At 69.6% G+C, this 20,503-nt stretch carries 15 protein-coding genes and 3 pseudogenes; 13 read left to right on the top strand and 5 right to left on the bottom strand.

What is annotated here, in order from left to right; genetic code table 11:
• Window positions 1–35 precede the first annotated feature (35 nt).
• A complete protein-coding gene (locus E1J50_RS26970) occupies window positions 36–995 on the top strand; it encodes a DnaJ C-terminal domain-containing protein (RefSeq protein ID WP_132257449.1) in 960 nt (319 codons plus the stop codon).
• Window positions 996–1,110: 115 nt separating this feature from the next.
• The gene (fabI, locus tag E1J50_RS26965) at window positions 1,111–1,971 is read left to right on the top strand and encodes an enoyl-ACP reductase FabI (protein ID WP_132257446.1); all 861 of its coding nucleotides are present in this window, start codon (window positions 1,111–1,113) and stop codon (window positions 1,969–1,971) included.
• 7 nt (window positions 1,972–1,978) lie between these two features.
• Here the strand turns inward: fabI and E1J50_RS26960 are convergent, their stop codons facing one another.
• Complete coding sequence (locus E1J50_RS26960; RefSeq protein ID WP_132257444.1) at window positions 1,979–2,977, bottom strand: polyphosphate kinase 2 family protein; 999 nt, start codon at window positions 2,975–2,977, stop codon at window positions 1,979–1,981.
• Between the two features lie 141 nt (window positions 2,978–3,118).
• Here E1J50_RS26960 and E1J50_RS26955 point away from each other — a divergent pair, with 141 nt between their 5' ends.
• From E1J50_RS26955 to E1J50_RS26945, 3 genes are all read left to right on the top strand, one after another.
• Entirely contained in the window at window positions 3,119–3,706 is a 588-nt protein-coding gene (locus tag E1J50_RS26955; RefSeq protein WP_132257442.1) for a histidine phosphatase family protein, read from the top strand.
• 216 nt (window positions 3,707–3,922) lie between these two features.
• Window positions 3,923–8,008 carry a Pls/PosA family non-ribosomal peptide synthetase gene (locus E1J50_RS26950; RefSeq protein WP_132257440.1) on the top strand — a complete coding sequence of 1,362 codons (4,086 nt, stop codon included), beginning with the start codon at window positions 3,923–3,925 and terminating at the stop codon, window positions 8,006–8,008.
• 190 nt (window positions 8,009–8,198) lie between these two features.
• Window positions 8,199–8,426, top strand: a complete 228-nt coding sequence (locus tag E1J50_RS26945) for a hypothetical protein (RefSeq protein ID WP_132257437.1) — start codon at window positions 8,199–8,201, stop codon at window positions 8,424–8,426.
• A 100-nt stretch (window positions 8,427–8,526) separates the two neighbouring features.
• On the opposite strand, the gene E1J50_RS26940 is transcribed toward E1J50_RS26945, so the two are convergent.
• Entirely contained in the window at window positions 8,527–9,183 is a 657-nt protein-coding gene (locus E1J50_RS26940) for an alpha/beta hydrolase (RefSeq protein ID WP_132257435.1), read from the bottom strand.
• 292 nt (window positions 9,184–9,475) lie between these two features.
• On the opposite strand from E1J50_RS26940, the pseudogene E1J50_RS26935 reads away from it, so the two are divergent.
• The 7 genes and pseudogenes from E1J50_RS26935 to E1J50_RS26905 all read left to right on the top strand — a co-directional run bounded on the left by E1J50_RS26935 (window position 9,476) and on the right by E1J50_RS26905 (window position 16,510).
• A pseudogene (locus E1J50_RS26935) lies at window positions 9,476–10,643 on the top strand (cysteine desulfurase family protein).
• Between the two features lie 67 nt (window positions 10,644–10,710).
• Window positions 10,711–12,180, top strand: coding sequence for a Fe-S cluster assembly protein SufB (gene sufB, locus E1J50_RS26930; RefSeq protein ID WP_132257433.1), 1,470 nt, complete (start codon window positions 10,711–10,713; stop codon window positions 12,178–12,180).
• An 86-nt stretch (window positions 12,181–12,266) separates the two neighbouring features.
• Window positions 12,267–13,019, top strand: coding sequence for a Fe-S cluster assembly ATPase SufC (sufC, locus tag E1J50_RS26925; protein WP_132257431.1), 753 nt, complete (start codon window positions 12,267–12,269; stop codon window positions 13,017–13,019).
• A 3-nt stretch (window positions 13,020–13,022) separates the two neighbouring features.
• Window positions 13,023–14,345 carry a Fe-S cluster assembly protein SufD gene (sufD, locus tag E1J50_RS26920; protein ID WP_132257429.1) on the top strand — a complete coding sequence of 441 codons (1,323 nt, stop codon included), beginning with the start codon at window positions 13,023–13,025 and terminating at the stop codon, window positions 14,343–14,345.
• A 52-nt stretch (window positions 14,346–14,397) separates the two neighbouring features.
• Window positions 14,398–15,642, top strand: coding sequence for a cysteine desulfurase (locus E1J50_RS26915; protein ID WP_132257426.1), 1,245 nt, complete (start codon window positions 14,398–14,400; stop codon window positions 15,640–15,642).
• Window positions 15,643–15,653: 11 nt separating this feature from the next.
• Window positions 15,654–16,034: an SUF system Fe-S cluster assembly protein gene (locus E1J50_RS26910; RefSeq protein WP_132257423.1), complete on the top strand. Its 381-nt coding sequence runs from the start codon at window positions 15,654–15,656 to the stop codon at window positions 16,032–16,034.
• A 98-nt stretch (window positions 16,035–16,132) separates the two neighbouring features.
• Window positions 16,133–16,510 carry a HesB/IscA family protein gene (locus E1J50_RS26905; RefSeq protein WP_132257421.1) on the top strand — a complete coding sequence of 126 codons (378 nt, stop codon included), beginning with the start codon at window positions 16,133–16,135 and terminating at the stop codon, window positions 16,508–16,510.
• A gap of 32 nt (window positions 16,511–16,542) precedes the next feature.
• Here E1J50_RS26905 and E1J50_RS26900 read toward each other — a convergent pair whose 3' ends face one another.
• From E1J50_RS26900 to E1J50_RS26890, 3 genes and pseudogenes are all read right to left on the bottom strand, one after another.
• Window positions 16,543–17,607, bottom strand: a complete 1,065-nt coding sequence (locus E1J50_RS26900; protein WP_132257418.1) for a GGDEF domain-containing protein — start codon at window positions 17,605–17,607, stop codon at window positions 16,543–16,545.
• Between the two features lie 118 nt (window positions 17,608–17,725).
• Window positions 17,726–19,273 (bottom strand): annotated as a pseudogene (locus E1J50_RS26895) (DEAD/DEAH box helicase).
• A gap of 184 nt (window positions 19,274–19,457) precedes the next feature.
• Window positions 19,458–19,730: a hypothetical protein gene (locus tag E1J50_RS26890; protein ID WP_132257416.1), complete on the bottom strand. Its 273-nt coding sequence runs from the start codon at window positions 19,728–19,730 to the stop codon at window positions 19,458–19,460.
• Window positions 19,731–20,153: 423 nt separating this feature from the next.
• On the opposite strand from E1J50_RS26890, the pseudogene E1J50_RS26885 reads away from it, so the two are divergent.
• Window positions 20,154–20,503: pseudogene (locus E1J50_RS26885) on the top strand (porin family protein); the annotation flags it as partial.

The raw sequence follows: 20,503 nt of genomic DNA, 5'->3' as shown, positions 1-20,503 counted from the left end.
GCCGGATCCGGCGGCGCCGAGATCCGAAACGAGCGATGCGCAACCCCTACGACGTACTGGGAGTCCCGAAGGGGGCGAGCGAGGCCGATATCAAGCGCGCCTACCGCAAGCTCGCCAAGGCCCACCATCCCGACCGCAACAAGGACGACGCCCGCGCGAAGGACCGCTTCGCCGAGGCGAACTCGGCCTACGAGATCCTCGGCGACGCGGCCAAGCGCGCGCAGTTCGACCGCGGCGAGATCGACGCCGACGGAAAGCCGCGCGCGACCGGGTTCGAGGGCTTCTCCGGCTTCGGCGGCGGCCGCGCCAATTCCTTCGACTTCGAAGGCATGGCGCGCAGCCGGGCCGCGGGCGGCGGCGGCGGGGGCGGCGGGATCGGCGAGGACATCTTCTCGCACCTGTTCGGCGAGGCGTTCCGCGCCGGCGGCGCCGGTCCCGGCGGTGCGGCCGGAGCCGGCGGCTTCCAGCGCGGCGGGCCTGCCAGGGGCGACGACGTCCAGGCGGAGCTCAGCGTGACGCTGGAGCAGGTCGGCAGCGAGGAGAAGCTGCGGCTCGGCCTGCCGACGGGCCGCGAGGTCGACGTGGTGATCCCGCGCGGCGTCGTCGACGGGCAGACCATCCGCCTGCGCGGCCTCGGCCACCCGGCGCCGAACCTGCGCGGCGAGCCCGGCGACGCGCTCCTGACCATTCGCGTCCTGCCCCATGCCCGCTTCAAGCCGGAGGGGGCCGATCTCCGCACCACCGTCGACGTGCCCCTGGAGGACGCGGTGCTCGGCGGCGCGATCCGCGTGCCGACGCTGACCGGCGCGGTCGAGATGCGCATGCCCCCGATGACGAGTTCCGGCCGCACCTTCCGCCTGCGCGGCAAGGGCCTGCCGAAGAAGGACGGCAGCCGCGGCGACCTTCTCGCCACCACCGCCATCGTTCTCCCCGCGGGCGCGGACCCGGCGCTGACGGAGTACGCGCAGAGCAAGCGGGGCGCGAAGGCGGAGTAACGCAGACCGCCGCGCCCTCGCACTTTCCCCCTCCGCACACGTCCGCTAAGGATGCCCGCGGCGTGCGGCCGGCCCTCCGGCCCGCGCGACGGGCCTTCAGCGTTTCAGGTGACTCATGGCGGATCTCGACCCGGTTGACCCTCGCGGCAACGGACGCTCGGCCGGAGCCGGAATTCTGGCGGGCAAGCGGGGCATCGTCCTCGGCGTCGCCAACAACCGCTCGATCGCCTGGGGCATCGCCAAGAGCGCCCGCGCGCACGGGGCCGAGCTCGCCTTCACCTACCAGGGCGACGCCCTGAAGAAGCGCGTCGAGCCCCTGGCGCGCGAGCTCGACGCCCACGTGATCGGCCATTGCGACGTCACCGACCCGGCCTCGATCGACGCGGTGTTCGATGCGGCCGCCTCCGCCTTCCCGGAGGGGATCGACTTCGTGATCCACTGCATCGCCTTCTCGGACAAGGACGAGCTGACGGGCCGCTACATCGAGACGAGCGAGGGCAACTTCACCAAGTCGCTCCTGATCTCCTGCTACTCGTTCACGGCGATCGCCCAGCGCGCCGAGAAGCTGATGCGCAACGGCGGCTCGCTTCTCACGCTGACCTATTACGGCGCCGAGAAATGGATGCCGCACTACAATGTGATGGGCGTGGCGAAGGCGGCGCTCGAAGCCTCGGTGCGCTACCTCGCCGCCGATCTCGGCCCCCAGAACATCCGCGTCAACGCGATCTCGGCGGGCCCGATCAAGACGCTCGCCGCCTCCGGCATCGGCGACTTCCGCTACATTCTCAAGTGGAACGAGTACAACGCGCCCCTGCGCCGGACCGTCACGATCGACGAGGTCGGCGAGACCGCGGCCTACCTCATCTCCGACATGTCCCGCGGGATGACGGGCGAGATCCTGCACGTCGATGCGGGCTATCACGTCGTCGGCATGAAGAACCCCGAGGCGCCGGACCTCTCGCTCGACCGGGACTGAGCAGGGCTCAATCCGGCACCGTCATCCCCGCGATCCCCTCCGCCGCTTCCGGGTAGCGGGGGTCCATCGCCTCCAGCGTGTCGGCGATCGTGCGGGCCACGACGAGGTTGCGGTACCATTTCCGGTTCGCGGGCACGACGTGCCAGGGCGCGTAGGGCGTCGAGCAGCGGGTCAGCGCGTCCCCGAAGGCGGCTTGGTAGGCGTCCCAGGCCTCGCGCTCGACGAGGTCGGCCGGGTCGAACTTCCAGTGCTTGGCCGGATCGGCGATGCGGGCCTCGAGCCGCTCCTTCTGCTCGGCCTTCGAGATGTGCAGGAAGAACTTGAGCACCTGCGTCCCCGAGGCGGTCAGCAGGCGCTCGAAGTCGTTGATCAGGCCGTAGCGTCCGCGCCAGATCTCCTCGGGCACGAGATTCTTCACCCGCACCACGAGCACGTCCTCGTAGTGGCTTCGGTTGAAGACCCCGATCATGCCGCGGGCCGGCGTCCGCCGGTGGTAGCGCCACAGGAAATCGTGATCGAGCTCCACCGATGTCGGCGCCTTGAAGGAGGTGACCTCGCAGCCCTGCGGGTTCACCCCTTCGAGCACGGCACGGATGGTCCCGTCCTTACCGCCCGTGTCGATGGCCTGGAAGACGACGAGCAGGCTGCGGCGGCGCTCGGCATAGAGTCGCTCCTGCAGCGCCTGGATGCGGGCACGTTCCGCGAGCACCGCTTCCTTCGCCGCGTTCTTGTCGAGACCGCCATCGGCGTCCGGGTCGATCCGGTCCAGTTCGCAGACCTTGCCGGGCGTCACGGTGACGATGCCCTCGGCCGCGGGCACGACGACGGGGGCATGGCCGCCGATCAGGGCCGGCGCGGCGCTCGATATCTCGCTGGCCGCCCCGGCCCAGAGACTCGATGAGGGCGGGCGCTCCCGCGCCGCCTGCCGGAGAGAGTCCTGCGACATTGTCACGCCGGCTGCGCGGTCGCGCTGGCCCTTCGCGTGCTTGCCGTGTTTCTTCGACATGACCACTCTCTATCGCTCGCAATCGACGGGGCCGGCAGGGAACCGTCTGGAGGTCCGCGTGGGTGCGACAACGATCGGCAGGCTGAGCCGTTCCGGCAAGGGGCCGGCGAGGTTTTCGCGCGACCCTGCCCCCTGACCGCGATGCCGACGATCTATTTCGTACGCCACGGCCAGACCGACTGGAACGCCGAGGGGCGCCTTCAGGGCCAGCGCGACACCAAGCTCAACGGGACGGGCCTGCGGCAGGCGGAGGAGGCGGCCGACCGGCTGCGCGCGCTCACGGGCGACCGCTTCTCGGATCTGGACTTCGTGGCGAGCCCCCTGAGCCGGACCCGCCGGACGATGGAGGCCATGCGGGCCTGCCTCAACCTGCCGCCCGAGAGCTACCGGCTGGACGACCGGCTGAAGGAGATCAGCTTCGGGGCCTGGGAGGGCTTGACCTGGGCGGAGATCCGCCGCCGCGATCCTTCGGGCGCGGCCGCCCGGGACCGCGACCGCTGGGGCTACCAGCCGCCCGGCCTCGGCGCCGAGAGCTACGCGATGCTGACCGAGCGCGTCGCCCCCGCGATCCGCGACCTCGCCGGGCCGACGGTGTTGGTCGCCCATGGCGGCGTGGCGCGCGCGATCCTGGTCGCGCGGGGCTACCTCGATCCCTGGGCGGCGCCGCGGATCGGTATCCGGCAGGGCGGCGTCCTCCTCCTCGACGCGGAGGGCTGGCGCTGGATCTGACGGCTCTCGCGCCCTGCACGATCCCGTTCAAGGCCGGTTCAAGCTGCGCGAAGTAGGGCGTTGGCGGATCGGCGCGCGCGTGCCACACCGAGGGGCGGGCCGGCATCCGGCCCCATCGACGGCGGGCCGCCTCGATAACGGCACGATCCGGGGCCAATGACCGTCGAACGATGGCTCCCGACCGCGCGGGGGCCGGGAGCGGAGCAGAATCAGCGTATGAGCAGTGTCGCCGAGATGACCCGGCCGCGTGCGGACCTGCGCGCGGAAGCGGGCGCGCTCTCCGGCCGCGCCTTCCTGCGCGGGGCCGTGCGGCCGGACCTGATCCGCGACGAGGTTCTGGCCGAGATCTTTCTGGCCAGCGCCGCCGCTCGTCCCGACCACCCGGCCCTGATCGACGGCTCGGCCCCGAACGATTCCGGCCGCTATCCACACCTGACCTACGCCGAGATGGCCGAGCGCGCCCGCGCGATCGCGAAGGGCCTCGCCCACCGGGGCATCAGGCCGGGCCACGTCGTCGGTCTCTGGATGGCGCGCGGGCCGGATCTCCTCGTGGCGCAGGTCGGCATCACCCTGTCGGGCGCCGCCTGGCTGCCCTTCGACGCCGAGGCGCCGGCCGAGCGCGTCGCGGTCTGCCTGCGCGACGCCGAGGCGCGGGCGCTCCTCGTCTCCCCGGCGCTCAAGCCCGCGGCGCCGGACGCGAGCCCCGCCCTGACGCTCGCCGAACTCGCCGCCGGAACGCCCGGCGACGCCCCCGTGCCCGATCCGCGGGCGGCCGGCCTCACCCCGGAGCACCCCGCCTACCTGATCTACACGTCGGGCTCGACGGGCGTGCCGAAGGGCATCGTCATCAGCCACGCCAACATCTGCCACTTCCTCCGCTCCGGGAACGCGCTCTACGGCATGCGGGCCGACGACATCGTGTTCCAGGGCGCCTCCGTCGCCTTCGACCTCTCGATGGAGGAGATCTGGGTCCCCTACCTCGTCGGTGCGACCCTGTTCGTGGCCTCGCCCGCGATGATGGGCGACGTCGAGGCGCTGCCCGGCATCCTCACGGAGGCCGGCTGCACCGTGCTCGACACGGTGCCCACGCTGCTCGCCATGATCAGCCGGGACCTTCCCAGCGTGCGCCTCGTGCTGCTCGGCGGCGAGGCCCTGCCCGAGCCCCTCGTTGCCCGCTGGGCGACGGCCGGTCGCCAGCTCTTCAACACCTACGGGCCGACCGAGGCGACGGTGGTGGCGACCGCGGCCGAGATGCGGCCCGGCGCGCCCGTCACGATCGGCGGCCCGATCCCGAACTACACGGTCTACGTCGCCGACGAGGGGCTCACCCTTCTCGGCCCCGGCGAGCCGGGCGAATTGCTGATCGGCGGCCCCGGCGTCGCCAAGGGCTACCTGCAGCGCCCGGAGCTGACGGCTGAGAAATTCGTCGCCAACCCCTTCGTGGCGGGCGGGACGGACCCGGTCCTCTACCGCTCCGGCGATGCCGTCTCCCTCGACCCGCAGGGCAACATCCTCTTCCACGGTCGCATCGACGATCAGGTCAAGATCCGCGGCTTCCGGGTGGAGCTCGGCGAGATCGAGGCGCGCATCCAGGCGCAGCCGGGGATCAACCAGGCGGCGGTCGTGCTGCGCCAGGACGACGGCGTCGACCGCCTCGTCGCCTTCCTCGTGCCCGAGCGCGGGGCCGCCATCGACAAGGGGAGCCTCCGCCAGACGCTCGCCGGGCAGATGCCCCCCTACATGGTGCCGGGCCATTTCGAGTTCGCCGACAACCTGCCCCGCCTCACCTCCGGCAAGGTCGACCGCAAGGCGCTGAAGCTCGCGCCGCTCACCGTGACGGGCGTCGACGGCGAGCAGGAGCCGCCGGCCAACGACACCGAGGCGGCCCTTCTCGCCGCCGCCAATCAGGTCTTCGGCGCGCAGCCCATGCCCTTCGAGGCCGATTTCTTCACCGATCTCGGCGGCCACTCGCTCCTCGCCGCCCGCTTCGTCTCCGCGGTTCGCGAGACGCCCGCGCTCGCCGCGATCACCCTGCAGGACGTCTACGGCCGGCGGACGCTGCGGGCAATGAGCGCTGCGCTGATCGAGCGTACGGGCGGCGTCGGCTCGCAGGCCGCCATCCGCGATCTCGGCTTCGATCCGCCGCCCCTCCTGCGCCGCGCCCTGTGCGGCCTCGCGCAGGCCGTCGCGCTGCCCTTCGTGATCGCGCTCGCCACCTCGCAGTGGCTCGGCATCTTCGTGACCTACCTGCTGATCACTGGCGGCTCGCTCGGCTTCTTCGGCGAGATCGCGGCCCTGCTCCTCGTCTATATCGGCATCAACGCGGTCACGGCCTGCACCGCGCTCGTCGGCAAGTGGCTCGTGCTCGGGCGGACGAAGCCGGGGCGATACCCGCTCTGGGGCGTCTACTACTACCGCTGGTGGCTGGCGCAGCGCCTGGCGCCCCTCGTCCACGTGAAGTGGCTGCAGGGCTCGCCGGTGATCGCGATCTACCTCCGGATGCTCGGAGCGAGGATCGGTCGTGATGCGCTCATCTCCGATATCGAGATCGGCGCGCCCGACCTCCTGAGCATCGGGGAGGGCGCCTCGCTCGGCGGCCGCCTCGTCATCGCCAACGCGGAGATCGTCGGCAACGAGCTCGTGATCGGCCGCGTCGAGATCGGCCGCGACGTCTCGATCGGCACCTCCTGCGTCGTCAGCCACGACACCGTGATCGGAGACGGCGCCGAGATCGCCGACCTCACCACCATCCCGGCCGGCAGCCGCGTCGGCCCGGGCGAGCGCTGGGACGGGTCGCCCGGCCGCAAGGTCGGCATGGCGGAGCCGGATGCGACCGAGCCCGCCACGGCCTCGGCCCGGCGCCGCGCCGGATTCCTCGTCGCCTACGCCCTGCTTCTCGCAGCGATCCCCGCCGTCGGCCTGCTGCCGATCTTCCCCGCCTTCTTCATCTTCGACCAGATCAGCGACAATCTCGGCGCGCTGACCGACATCGACTACCATTGGTACCTACCGCTCCTGACATGGCCGACCGCCATGCTGATGACGGCGGGCACCGTGCTCCTGATCGCGGCGATCCGCTGGCTGATCCTGCCCCGGGTCAGCTCCGGCACGTGGTCCGTCTGGTCGGGCTTCTACCTCCGCAAATGGACCGTGGCGCTCGCGGCGGAGGTGACCTTGGAGACGCTCTCCTCGCTCTTCGCCACCGTCTACATGCGGGCCTGGTACCGCCTGATGGGCGCCCGGATGGGGCAGGGGGCCGAGATCTCGACGAATCTCGCCGGGCGCTACGACCTCGCCGATATCGGCGCGCGCAACTTCATCGCCGACGAGGTGGTCTATGGCGAGGAGGAGATCCGGCGCGGCTTCATGCATCTCGAGCCCGTGCGCACCGGCGCGCGGGTCTTCGTCGGCAACGACGCGGTAGTACCGCCGGGCGCGGTGATCCCGGACGACGTGCTCATCGGCATCAAGTCGAAGCCCCCGGAGAACGCCCTGATGGCGCCGGGCGAGACGTGGTTCGGCTCGCCGCCGATCAAGCTGCCGGCCCGGCAGAGGGTCGATCTCGGCTCGCTCGCCCAGACCTACGAGCCGGGCCTCGGGCCGAAGCTGCGGCGCGGCGTCTTCGAGGCCTTCGCGACCTCGTTCTCGCCGATGCTCTACATCACCCTCGCGATCACGGCGATCGACTTCTACTTCTACCCCGCGATCCTGGCCGAGGATTGGACGGGTCTCGCGATCAGCTTCGTGACCCTCAGCGTGTTGATCGCGATCATCCAGTCCTCGGCGGTTATCGCCTTGAAATGGTTGCTGATGGGCCGCTACAAGCCCGGCATGCGGCCGATGTGGTCGTGGTGGGCGATGCGCACGGAAGCGATCGCCGTCGCCTATTGGGGCCTCGCCGGGAAGGTGCTCCTCGAGCACCTGCAGGGCACGCCCTTCCTGCCCTGGGTGCTGCGCCTGTTCGGCGTGAAGGTGGGGCAGGGGGTCTGCATGCTGACCACCGACATCACCGAGTTCGACTGCGTCACGATCGGCGACTACGCCACGATCAACCGCACCTCGGCCCTGCAGACGCATCTCTACGAGGACCGGATCATGAAGGTCGGCCGGGTCGAGGTGGGCCGCGGCGTGTCGGTGGGCGCCTTCGCGACGGTGCTCTACGACACGAGGGTCGGCGACTACGCCCGCCTGCGGCCTCTCACGATCGTGATGAAGGGGGAGTCGATCCCGGCCCACACGGAGTGGGAGGGCGCGCCCGCCGTCCCCGTCATCCACGCGGAGCCGGCCAAGGCAGCGGCCTGATTGGCCGCATATGCATCTGTGGATTGATACGCTCAGTCAAAAAAACTCGTACTGGTTGAAGTGCGCGCCGGTCCTGCCCACGGCAAGTTGAGGGTGCTGCGGCTCCTCCCTCGGAGCCGAGCGCCACGGCCGCGCCGCGACGATCGCCCGCGTCCGGGGTGATCCTCCTCGCTCGACCTCGGGAAGACCGGTGCGAATCTTCGATCTGTCAACGGCTTGGGCGCAGCGGCGCCTGCAACGGCATCTCGCGCGCCGCTCGAGCGGGCGCATCGTCCGCTGGATCGCCGTCGGCGCCGCGACGCCGGCCGCGAGCGCTGAGGACCTGGAGGAAGCGGCCCCGGGCAACGTCGTGGCCTTCCCGCAGCGCCCTGCGCCCCGCGAGCCGGACGAGGAAACCGGGGGACGCGCGAAGGGCTGAGCCGCGGCCGCCCCGCCGCGACGCCGAGAAACGGTCGCGGGTCACCGCACGACCCGCCGGGCCCGGCCACCCGGGACCGGCAGGGAGGGGCGAGGCCCCGTCAGGCCGCCTCTTCCCGCTTGCCGAGGCGCTTGTCGAGGTAGGTGTCGACGGTCTGGGTCAGCTCGTCGACCTTGCCGTCGAAGAAGTGGTTGGCGCCCTCGACCATCTGGTGCTCGATGATGACGCCCTTCTGCGTCTTCACCTTCTCGATCACCGGCATCACTTCTCGGGCCGGCGCGACGCGGTCCTCGGAGCCGTGCACGAACAGGCCGGAGGACGGGCAGGGCGCCAGGAAGGTGAAGTCGTAGCGGTTCGCCATCGCGGCGATCGAGATGAAGCCCTCGATCTCGGGGCGGCGCATCAGGAGTTGCATCCCGATCCAGGATCCGAACGAGACGCCCGCGATCCAGCAGGATTTCGCCTCCGGGTTGACGGATTGCACCCAGTCGAGGGCCGCTGCCGCGTCGGAGAGCTCGCCCGAGCCGTGATCGAACGCGCCCTGGCTGCGCCCGACGCCGCGGAAGTTGAACCGCAGAGCCGCGAAGCCCCGGTTGGCGAACGTGTAGAACAGATTGTACACGATCTGATTGTTCATCGTGCCGCCGAATTGCGGGTGCGGGTGCAGCACGATGGCGATCGGCGCGCCCTTCTTCTTCGGGGCCTGATAACGGCCTTCGAGGCGGCCGGCCGGACCGTTGAAGATGACTTCGGGCATGGTGTTCCCATCTCCTCTCGGCAGCCTCAAGGGGCCTGCCGAAGCTCAGGTGCCGTCGCGGGGTCGTCCCCGCGGAGCCTTGACTCAGGTCGAGACGGACTTACAAGCGCTCTTAGAATAGTTCTAGGCGATTAGAACTATTATAAAGAACCCTGCACGATCCGTGTCGCCCCGGTCGTCTCTCCGCAGCCGGCCACCTGGAATGCGTGTCGTGCGCGCGCCTTAGCATGATGTCGGGGGGCGAAAGCAAGGAAATGTCGGTGCTCTGCGCACAGGTCCGGGCGGGCCGCCCATGACGGGATCCCGCGCCTATCTCGACCACAACGCCACCACGCCGGTCCGTCCGGACGTGGCGGAGGCGGTCGCGCGCGCTGATGCTCCCCGGCAACCCGTCCTCGGTTCATGCCGAGGGCCGCGCCGCGCGCGCCCTCCTGGAAGCGGCCCGCGAGCAGGTGGCCGCGCTCGTCGGCGCCGAGCCAGCCGGAATCGTCTTCACGAGCGGCGGCACGGAAGCCGCCAACACGGTGCTCTCGGGCGCGCTGCGCCGCCGGGGCGTTCCGGAGCCCACCCGGCTCCTGATCGGCGCCACCGAGCATCCCTGCGTCTCGGCTGGTCACCGTTTTCCCGCGGAGGCGGTCGAGACGGTGTCGGTGGCCCCGTCAGGCCTGATCGATCTCGCGGCGCTGGAGGCGCGGCTCGCGGCACACGCGGGGGAAACGGTCCTGATCTCCGTGCACGCGGCCAACAACGAGACCGGGGTCGTGCAGCCCCTCGCGGATGTCGTGGCGCTGGCCCGCCGTCACGGCCGCGCCCTCGTGCACAGCGACGCGGTCCAGGCCGCCGGCAAGATCGCGATCGATCTCGGGGCGCTCGGGCTCGATGCGCTCACGCTCTCGGGCCACAAGTTCGGCGCGCCGAAGGGCGTCGGCGCCATCGCTCTCGCGGATGGCGCGGGCCTCGACGCCGCCTTCGTGCGCGGCGGAGGCCAGGAGGGGCGGCGGCGCTGCGGCACCGAGAACCTGCCCGGCATCGTCGGGATGGGACGGGCCGCGGAGATCGCCGGAACGGCTCTTGCGAGCGAGGCGGAGCGGCTCGGGCGTCTGCGCGACGGGATGGAGGCGGCCGTGCTGTCGCGCGCGCCCGACGCGGTGGTGTTCGGCGCGGGCGCACCCCGCCTGCCGAACACGTTGAGTGTCGCAGTCCCGGGGCTTGAGGCCGCCACGGCGCTGATGGCGCTCGATCTCGCCGGCGTCGCGGTGTCGTCCGGCTCGGCCTGCGCCTCGGGCAAGGTGGCGCGCTCGCCCGTCCTCGCGGCGATGGGCGTCAGCCCTGCGCTCGCTGCAGGGGCGCTGCGCGTGAGTTTGGGCTGGAACACGGTTGAAAGCGACGGGGCCCGCTTCCTCGAAGCCTTCGAACGCGCGGTTTCGTCCCTATATAAGCGGCAAGGGAGAGCGGCCTGATGCGAGCCGTCCCGCGCCATCTCGAAAGCCCCCCGGCCCTTGACGCCGGCGATGGTAGGAGAAGCTAATGCCTGCAGTGCAGGATACGGTCGATCGCGTTCGCGCCATCGACGTCGATCAGTACAAGTACGGGTTCGAGACCACGATCGAGATGGAGAAGTCCGAGAAGGGCATCTCCGAGGACGTGATCCGCTTCATCTCGGCCAAGAAGAACGAGCCCGCCTGGCTGCTCGAATGGCGCCTCGATGCCTATAAGCGCTGGCAGACGATGAAGGAGCCCGACTGGGCGCGCGTCTCCTACGACAAGGTCGATTACAACGACATCTACTATTACGCGGCGCCGAAGCGGAAATCCGTCGAGTCGCTCGACGAGATCGATCCCGAGATCCTCGCCACCTACGAGAAGCTCGGCATCCCGCTGCGCGAGGTCGAGGTGCTGGAGGGCGTCGCGCCGGAGCGGCGCGTGGCCGTCGACGCCGTGTTCGACAGCGTGTCGGTCGCCACGACCTTCAAGGCGGAGCTCTCGAAGGCCGGCGTGATCTTCATGCCGATTTCGGAGGCCGTGCGCGAGTATCCGGAGCTGGTGCAGAAGTACCTCGGCTCGGTCGTGCCGGTGACCGACAACTTCTTCGCGACGCTGAACTCGGCCGTGTTCTCGGACGGGTCGTTCGTCTACATCCCGCCGGGCGTCCGCTGCCCGATGGAGCTGTCGACCTACTTCCGCATCAACGAGCGCGATACCGGCCAGTTCGAGCGCACGCTGATCATCGCCGACAAGGGGAGCTACGTTTCCTATCTTGAGGGCTGCACGGCCCCCAAGCGCGACGACAACCAGCTCCACGCGGCGGTGGTCGAGCTCGTGGCGCTCGACGATGCCGAGATCAAGTACTCGACCGTCCAGAACTGGTATCCGGGCGATGCCCAGGGCAAGGGCGGCATCTACAACTTCGTGACGAAGCGCGGCGATTGCCGCGGCGCCCGCTCGAAGATCTCCTGGACGCAGGTCGAGACTGGCTCGGCGATCACCTGGAAGTACCCGTCCTGCATCCTGCGGGGCGACGATTCCCGCGGCGAGTTCTACTCGATCGCGGTGTCGAACGGCATGCAGCAGGTCGATTCCGGCACCAAGATGATCCATCTCGGCAAGAACACGACCAGCCGGATCATCTCGAAGGGCATCTCGGCGGGGCGCTCGCAGAACACCTACCGGGGCCTCGTCTCGGCCCACAAGAAGGCGAAGGGCGCCCGCAACTTCACGAACTGCGACAGCCTGCTGATCGGCGATCAGTGCGGGGCGCACACGGTGCCCTACATCGAATCGAAGAACGCGTCCGCGGTGTTCGAGCACGAGGCCACGACCTCGAAGATCTCCGAGGACCAGAAGTTCTACTGCCTGCAGCGGGGGCTCTCCGAGGAGGAGGCGACCGCGCTGATCGTCAACGGCTTCGTCCGGGACGTGCTGCAGCAGCTGCCGATGGAGTTCGCCGTCGAGGCCCAGAAGCTGATCTCGATCAGCCTCGAAGGCTCGGTCGGCTAGACGGGCTGGAGATCGAGGCCCTGCGGGACTGGTCCCGCAGGGCTCTCACGCGCCCGCTTTCGTATTTCTGACTTTCGGAACTGACCATGCTTGAGATCAAGAACCTCGTCGTGCAGATCGAGGACAACCGCATCCTCAACGGGCTCGACCTCACCGTGAAGGACGGCGAGGTCGCCGCCATCATGGGCCCGAACGGGTCCGGCAAGTCGACCCTGTCCTACGTCATCGCCGGCAAGGAGGATTACGAGGTCCTCGAGGGCGAGATCCTGCTCAACGGCGAGAACATCCTGGAGATGGGTCCCGACGAGCGCGCCGCGGCCGGCATCTTCCTCGCCTTCCAGTACCCGCTGGAGATCCCCGGCGTCGGCACGATGACCTTCCTCAAGGCCTGCCTGAACGCCCAGCGCAAGGCGCGCGGCGAGGACGAGCTCTCGACGCCCGACTTCATCCGCCAGGTGAACAAGGCCGCCGACAAGCTCGAGATCAACAAGGAGATGCTCAAGCGCGCCCTCAACGTCGGGTTCTCCGGCGGCGAGAAGAAGCGCATGGAGATCCTCCAGATGGCGCTGCTGCAGCCGCAATTCTGCGTCCTCGACGAGACCGATTCCGGCCTCGACATCGACGCCCTGCGCATCGTCTCCGAGGGCGTGAACGCGCTGCGCGCGGAAGGGCGCTCCTTACTCGTCATCACCCACTACCAGCGCCTCCTGAACCACATCGTGCCCGACACCGTGCACGTCATGTCCCAGGGGCGTATCGTGAAGTCAGGCGGCAAGGAGCTCGCCCTCGAACTCGAGGCTTCGGGCTACGCCGAGTACCGCGCGAGCGAGGCGGCCTGACCCATGGCAGACGTCACCAATCTCCGCACCCCGGCCGAGACCGGCCTCTCGAAGCTGTTCGAGGTCGCCCGGATGAAATTCCCGACGGGCGTGTCGATCGCCCGCGAGGAGGCCTTCCGCTATTTCGAGGCGATGGGCCTGCCGAGCCGGCGGGTCGAGGCCTTCAAATATACGGACCTGCGCGCCGCCCTGAAGGAGGCCGCCCCCCCGGCCGATGCGCCCGGCGCCGAGGCGGCGCACAGGGCCCTCGACGCGGCCAAGGGCTTCTCGGGCATCGAGGCCCTGCGCCTCGCCTTCGTGAACGGCCATCTCGTGGCCGAGGCCTCCGACCTCGGCCGGGTGCCCCAGGGCGTCACCCTCGCGCCACTGAACGAGGCGCTCGCCGCGGGCGACAGGCTCCTCGAGCATCTCGCCCCGGTCTCCCAGGCCCGTGAGAACCCGATCTACCAGCTCAACGCCGCCTTCATGGCGGACGGGCTGCTCGTGCACGTCGCGGCGGGCACCAAGGTCGAGGCGCCGCTGCACCTGCGCTTCGTCGGCACGGGCGCGGAGGCCTTCTCCACGGCGACCCGCGTGCTCGTGGTGCTGGAGGCGGATGCCGAGCTGACGGTGCTCGAATCCCACGAGGGTCCGGACGGCGTCGCCTACCAGCCGAACGACGCCCTCGACGTCGTGATCGCGGATCGGGCCCGCTTCCACCACACCCGCCTCAACGGCGAGGGCCGCGAGGCCATCGCGCTCTCGACGATCTCGGCCCGGCTCGGCGCCGGCTCGCATATCGAGACCGTGAACCTCGTGACCGGCGCGGTGCTGTCGCGCCATCAGATCTACCTGCATTTCGCGGGCGAGGACGCCACGGCCACGGTGAACGGCGCGACCATGCTCGGCAACGGGCAGCTCGCCGATTCGACGCTGCTCGCCGACCACGCGGCGGTCGGGGGCGTCAGCCGCGAATTGTTCAAGACGGTGATCGACGGCGACGCGACCGGCGTGTTCCAGGGCAAGATCATCGTCGAGCAGATCGCCCAGAAGACCGACGGCAAGATGAAGTCGGACTGCCTCCTCCTCCCGGACGAGGGGCAGATGATGAACAAGCCGGAGCTGGAGATCTTCGCCGACGACGTGGCCTGCGGCCACGGGGCCACCTGCGGCGCGCCGGACGACGACCTGCTCTTCTATCTCATGGCCCGCGGCCTGCCGCGGACGGAGGCCGAGAGCCTGCTCGTCCAGGCCTTCCTCGGCGAAGCGCTGGAATCGGTCACCCACGAGGGTGCCCGCGAGGCCTTGATCGGCGAGGTCGAGACCTGGCTGGCCAAGCGGGCTTGAGCGACGACCCCTCCCTCGCGGGGGAGGGCCCTCGCGTCACGCGGAAGGTTTCATGAACGCACCCGTCCTTCAGACCCCCTACGACGTCGAGGCGATCCGGAAGGAATTCCCGATCCTGTCGCAGACGGTCTACGGCAAGCCCCTCGTCTACCTCGACAACGCGGCCTCGGCCCAGAAGCCGCGGGCCGTGATCGACGCCATGGTCTCGTGCATGGAGACGGGCTACGCCAACGTCCATCGCGGCCTGCACTTCATGGCGAATGCCGCGACGGAGGGGTTCGAGGGCGCCCGCGAGACGACGCGGCAATTCCTCAACGCGGCCTCGACGGACGAGATCATCTTCACCCGCAACGCCACCGAGGCCTACAACCTCGTGGCGAGCTCGATGGGCTGGGCCGGGCTGATCGGCGAGGGGGACGAGATCATCCTCTCGATCATGGAGCACCACTCGAACATCGTGCCCTGGCACTTCCTGCGCGAGCGCCGAGGCGCCGTGATCAAGTGGGCGCCGGTGGACGACGCGGGCAATTTCCTCGTCGACGAATACGAGAAGCTGTTCACCCCCCGCACCAAGATGGTGGCGCTGACCCACATGTCGAACGTGCTCGGCACGGTGACGCCGGCCGAGGAGATCGTGCGCATCGCCCACGCGCACGGCGTGCCCGTGCTCCTCGACGGGGCGCAGAGCGCCGTCCACCGCGAGGTCGACGTGCGGGCGCTCGATTGCGACTTCTACGTCTTCACCGGCCACAAGGTGTACGGGCCGACCGGCATCGGGGTTCTCTACGGCAAGCGGGAATGGCTGGAGCGGCTGCCCCCCTACCAGGGCGGCGGCGAGATGATCCGTACCGTCACCGAGGACGCTGTCACCTACAACGAGCCGCCGCACCGCTTCGAGGCGGGCACGCCCGCGATCGTCGAGGCGGTGGGCCTCGGCGCGGCGCTCGAATTCATGATGGGCGTCGGGCGCGAGCGGATCGCGGCCCACGAGGCCATGCTGACCGCCTACGCCACCGAGCGCCTCTCCGCGATGAACTCCGTGCGCCTGATCGGCACGGCGCGGGACAAGGGCGGCGTCATCGCCTTCGAGATGAAGGGCGCGCACGCCCACGACATCGCCACCGTGATCGACCGCCAGGGCGTCGCGGTGCGGGCGGGCACCCATTGCGCCATGCCGCTCCTCAACCGGTTCGGCGTCACCTCGACCTGCCGCGCCTCCTTCGGCCTCTACAACACCACGGCTGAGATCGACGCCCTCGCCGAGGCGCTGGCCAAGGCCGAGCTCATGTTCGCCTGAAAGGTCTCCCCATGTCCGATGCTACGATCACCGGCGGCACCAACGCACCCGCGGTGGCGGCTGCCTCCGCCATCCCCCCGGAAGAGCTCGACCGCCTGACCGACGACATCGTGGCGGCCCTCAAATCCGTCTACGACCCCGAGATCCCCGCCGACATCTACGAGCTCGGCCTGATCTACAAGGTCGACATCGCCGACGACCGCTCCGTCGCGATCGACATGACGCTGACCGCGCCGGGCTGCCCGGTCGCGGGCGAGATGCCGGGCTGGGTCGAGAATGCCGTCTCGGCGGTGCCGGGCGTGCAATCCTGCGCCGTCACGATGGTGTTCGACCCGCCGTGGGACCAGAGCCGCATGTCCGACGAGGCCCGCGTCGCCCTGGACATGTGGTAGGGGCGTTGGATTCGGCGCGCGGCAATGCTTATCTTGCCCCTGCGCAAGGCCATCCCTCACCCGCCCGGGCCTTGAACCCGGCTGCCGGAGAGCACTCGATGTCATCAGGTTTCAAGGTCATGTCGCTGACCGAGGCGGCGGCCGACCGGATCAAGGCGATCATCGCCGACGCCGACAACCCGATCGCCGGCCTGCGGGTCGGCGTGAGGAACGGCGGCTGCGCCGGCATGTCCTACACGATGGAATATGCCGAGGCGCGCAAGCCGGGCGAGGACATGGTCGAGGACAAGGGCGTCACCGTCTTCATCGATCCCAAGGCCGTGCTGTTCCTGCTCGGCACCGAGATGGACTTCCAGACGAACAAGCTCTCCGCGCAGTTCGTGTTCAACAACCCGAACCAGACCTCGGCCTGCGGCTGCGGAGAATCCGTCGCGATCACGCCCGCGAACCCGGAGGCCCTGCGCGCCTCGGCCTGAGGCCGAGTAGCGTGAGTCGACGCGTCGCCGAATCAGGCGACGCGGGAGAGGTCCGCGATCGGCGTGCGGTCGTCGACGCAGCGGTTTCGGCCGCCGCGCTTGGCCGCGAACATGCAGAGGTCGGCGCGCTCCAGCAGCGAGACAGGGGTGTCGCCGGGCCGGTAGGCGGCGATGCCGAGCGACACCGTGACCTTGCCCAGCGATTCCCCGGTCGAGCGCTTGACCAGCTCACGACCCATGACGCTGGTGCGGACCGTGTCCGCGATGGCGCGGGCGGTGTCGAGGTCGGTATCGGGCAGCAGGATCCCGAATTCCTCGCCGCCGAAGCGCGACAGGGTCGCCGAGCGGGTGACCTGCTCGCGCATGACGATCGCGACGAGGCGGAGCACCTGATCGCCGGTGAGATGGCCGTAGAGGTCGTTGAAGCGCTTGAAGAAATCGATGTCGAGGACGATCAGGCTCGACGTCACGGGCCGCGTCGCGGCGCTCTCCACGGTCCTGCCGAGCATCTCCTCGAAATGCTTGCGGTTCGAGAGGCCGGTGAGCGGGTCGGTCAGGCTCTCGATGCGGGTCGCCTCGAGCGTCTCGCGCAGGGCCTCGATCTCGGTCCGGCTCTCGCGCATGCGCGCCTCCAGGGTCCGGTTGTTAGCCGCCACCTCGCGGGTCGTGTTCACGAGGGAGGCGACGATCTCCCGGATGCGCACGCGATTGAGGGCGGCGCCGGCGAGGTCGTGCGACAGGGCGCGCAAGGATTCCCCGTACTGGGCCGTCGACCCGAGGGAGAGGTCGAGCATCTCGGTGATGCTCTCGATCTCGGAGAGCACGCTGGCGCTCATCTTCTCGGCCGCGAGCGAGAGGCGGCGCCCGTCGATATAGGTGTCGAAGAGGGCGTCGATGTCGCTGTCGCAGAGGCAACCGTTCTGGGAGGTCAGCCGCTTGATGGCGTCGTTCATCAGGGGCTGCGCGCCGGACACGTACGTGTACCAGACGGTGTAGGCCCGCGGCGTCGCCGAGGAGCCGTAATCGCGCATCAGGTCGTTGGCCCGTTGGGCGAGCGCGAAGGTTCGGTCGCGGTCGTTGTGACTCCCCTCGCTCATCCCCACACCACCCTCTTCCGGTAGCGCCGATCATCCCCCGGCACATAGCCGAGACGATGCATCCGCGACGATGGATGGACGGTTAAGCCGGCGCGCCGGAAGGCCGGAATTCGGGCGCTTATTTGCGCTTCTTGACCAGCGCCGGGCGCAGCAGGAACGCGGGAACGTGGCCGCCGAGGCCGACGGGCGTCTCGCCCTCGTCCTCCTCGTGCCGACGCCGCCCGCGGCCGCCGCGCTCCTCGGGCAGCCTCTCGGGCCGCTGGCGCGCCGGAGAGAGGGGAGCGGCCTCGCGCAGCGCCGGGGCGGCCTCTCGGGGCGCACGAGCGGCGTCGCGGGATTTGGGCGCCGCCTCGCGCTGCGTCTGAGCGGGCTCGGCCGGCTCCACGCTGCGGCTCCGTTCCGCTCCGCCGCGGCGGGACGGGGTCGCGCGACCCTCGCCGGCCGGACGGCCCGACCGGCTCCGTCGCGCGCCATCGCCGCTCCGTCCGCGATGCCGGGTCCGCCCCTCCGATTCCCCGTCCGAGGCGGCGGGCAGCGAGGCGAGATCCCCGTCGAACCACGCGATCGGCTGCCCGATCAGCGATTCGATAGCTTGGAGCGAGCGGTCGTCGCCCCGGCTCACCAGCGTAAAGGAATGGCCTGCCCGGCCTGCCCGGCCGGTGCGGCCGATGCGGTGGACGTAATCCTCCGGATGATGGGGAACGTCGAAATTGAAGACGTGGCTCACCGCCGGGATGTCGAGGCCCCGGGCGGCGACGTCGCTGGCCACGAGGAGGGGCGTCTCGCCGCTGCGGAACCCGTCGAGGGCCGCCATGCGGGCGCGCTGGTCCATGTCCCCGTGGAGCGCGGCCGCGTTGAACCCGTGCTTGGCGAGCGATTTCTGCAGGAGCGCCACGTCGCGCTTGCGGTTGCAGAAGATGATGCCGTTCTTGAGTTCGGCTTCGCCCCGGATCAGCGTGCGCAGGCGCTCGCGCTTCTCGTGGCCCTCGCCGCCCGTGGCGACGAGGCGCTGCACGATCGTCGTGGCGGTCGACGCCGGGCGCGCCACCTCGATCCGCTGCGGGTTATGCAGGAACATGTCGGCGAGCCGCTCGATCTCGGGCGGCATCGTCGCGGAGAAGAACAAGGTCTGGCGGGTGAAGGGCACCATCTTCACGATGCGCTCGATGTCGGGGATGAACCCCATGTCGAGCATGCGGTCGGCCTCGTCGATGACGAGCAGCTCGACGCCGGTGAGGAGCAGCTTGCCCCGCTCGAAATGGTCGAGGAGGCGCCCCGGCGTCGCGATCAGCACGTCGGTGCCGCGGGTCAGCTTCGCGTCCTGATCGGCGAAGGAGACGCCGCCGATGATCAGCGCGACGTTGAGCTTGTGGTTCGTGCCGTAGCGCTCGAAATTCTCCTCGACCTGCGCCGCGAGTTCCCGCGTCGGTTCGAGGATCAGCGTGCGGGGCATCCGGGCGCGGGCGCGTCCAGCCTCCAGCATGGTCAGCATCGGCAGGGTGAAGGCCGCCGTCTTTCCGGTGCCGGTCTGCGCGATGCCGAGGACGTCCCGGCGGGCGAGCACGTGCGGGATGGCCTGGGCCTGGATCGGTGTCGGTTGGGACTAGCCGGCGGCCGTGACGGCCTGAAGGACCTTGTCGCTCAACCCGAGATCGGCAAATGACATCGTCTTTTGAGAACCGTTGCGCGCGGGAAGGTCGCCGGCCGGCGCGGAGGAGATCGTCGCGGCAACGGCAATGACGGCTGTCTCGTTTCCCGACCCGCCGCGCATGCGAGTGCCGGCACACTTAGAGTGTTGGCGCGGCTTGTCAATCTGCCATTCCGCAGGGGAGAGGAGCGTGCCCGCGACGTCAGGGCGTCGCCGGCCGGGGGGCGAGAACGCGCTCGACGAGCGCGCAGGGGTCGAGACGGATGGAGCGCGCCGCGCCGGTGATAGAGCCGGTCGTCTCCGGATCCGGGAGGGCGCGCGCGGCGATCTGCCCCCCGCGGGCCGGCGCCACGTGGAGGCGGGACAGATAATGGGCGCAACCGCAGCCGAGCACGAGCGTCAGGGCAGCGATCCGCAGCGTCCAGGCGAGAGGCGAGCGCCGCCTCGTATTGGCCAAGGTCTCGTCGACGCGCATCGGCTCCGCACCTGCCCTCCGGGGATCGGTCGCGGTCCGTCCGCAACCCCCGGCAGCGCAACTTTCCACGGATAGAGTTAAGGCCGCCCTACCGCTGTTCTCACAACTGCCGAGGGCATGTCCTGAACTAAAACACCTACGAGCGTCCCATTCCGCACGATTCTGCAGGATTGGAACGCGTCTTGGGCCAATTCCGTCAGCATTGTGGCTGCTTTCTCTCTGCCTCCGACGAGCTTTGTTCTCGTCTGCCGTCATGTGCGCTGCGACACTTGTTGGGGCAGCGGAATCTTACCTCGCCCTAACCTTCACGTTTCGTTGACTCCTTGGGGCTTATCTGGACGGGCTTGTTGCACGAAAGCGACAGACCCGATTGCTCCCGCGGCCTAAAAGCACGCCGGCTTTCGCCAGACAGGACCAGTGATGATGAAAAAGCTTCTCCTTGCCTCCACCGTTCTCGCCGGCATGTCCGCCGCCGCGTCGGCTGCCGACCTTCCGCGTCGTGCGGCTCCGCCGCCGGTGTTCACGCCGGTTCCGGTGTTCACCTGGACGGGCTTCTACGCGGGCTTCAACGCCGGCTACGCCTTTGACACCAGCTCGAACAGCAACCGCACCTTCGGCGTGCCCGGCCTGAACGGCGCCGGCCAGGTGCTGACGGCGGTTCCCGGCGTGGCCACCACCGCCACCTTCCGCCAGAACGACCTCGACGGCTTCACCGGCGGCGGTCAGATCGGCTACAACTACCAGTTCACGCCGGGCTCGGGCTTCGTGGTCGG

It is taken from the genome of Methylobacterium segetis (assembly GCF_004348265.1).
Classification (GTDB): domain Bacteria; phylum Pseudomonadota; class Alphaproteobacteria; order Rhizobiales; family Beijerinckiaceae; genus Methylobacterium; species Methylobacterium segetis.
This window is presented reverse-complemented; position numbering and strand designations above follow the sequence as displayed.

Bases quoted from the DNA above. Each gene is read 5' to 3' on its own strand.
- E1J50_RS26970 (WP_132257449.1), top strand. From the start codon at position 36: ATGCGCAACCCCTACGACGTACTGGGAGTCCCGAAGGGGGCGAGCGAG.
- fabI (WP_132257446.1), top strand. From the start codon at position 1,111: ATGGCGGATCTCGACCCGGTTGACCCTCGCGGCAACGGACGCTCGGCC.
- E1J50_RS26960 (WP_132257444.1), bottom strand. From the start codon at position 2,977: ATGTCGAAGAAACACGGCAAGCACGCGAAGGGCCAGCGCGACCGCGCA.
- E1J50_RS26955 (WP_132257442.1), top strand. From the start codon at position 3,119: ATGCCGACGATCTATTTCGTACGCCACGGCCAGACCGACTGGAACGCC.
- E1J50_RS26950 (WP_132257440.1), top strand. From the start codon at position 3,923: ATGAGCAGTGTCGCCGAGATGACCCGGCCGCGTGCGGACCTGCGCGCG.
- E1J50_RS26940 (WP_132257435.1), bottom strand. From the start codon at position 9,183: ATGCCCGAAGTCATCTTCAACGGTCCGGCCGGCCGCCTCGAAGGCCGT.
- sufB (WP_132257433.1), top strand. From the start codon at position 10,711: ATGCCTGCAGTGCAGGATACGGTCGATCGCGTTCGCGCCATCGACGTC.
- sufC (WP_132257431.1), top strand. From the start codon at position 12,267: ATGCTTGAGATCAAGAACCTCGTCGTGCAGATCGAGGACAACCGCATC.
- sufD (WP_132257429.1), top strand. From the start codon at position 13,023: ATGGCAGACGTCACCAATCTCCGCACCCCGGCCGAGACCGGCCTCTCG.
- E1J50_RS26915 (WP_132257426.1), top strand. From the start codon at position 14,398: ATGAACGCACCCGTCCTTCAGACCCCCTACGACGTCGAGGCGATCCGG.
- E1J50_RS26910 (WP_132257423.1), top strand. From the start codon at position 15,654: ATGTCCGATGCTACGATCACCGGCGGCACCAACGCACCCGCGGTGGCG.
- E1J50_RS26905 (WP_132257421.1), top strand. From the start codon at position 16,133: ATGTCATCAGGTTTCAAGGTCATGTCGCTGACCGAGGCGGCGGCCGAC.
- E1J50_RS26900 (WP_132257418.1), bottom strand. From the start codon at position 17,607: ATGAGCGAGGGGAGTCACAACGACCGCGACCGAACCTTCGCGCTCGCC.
- E1J50_RS26890 (WP_132257416.1), bottom strand. From the start codon at position 19,730: ATGCGCGTCGACGAGACCTTGGCCAATACGAGGCGGCGCTCGCCTCTC.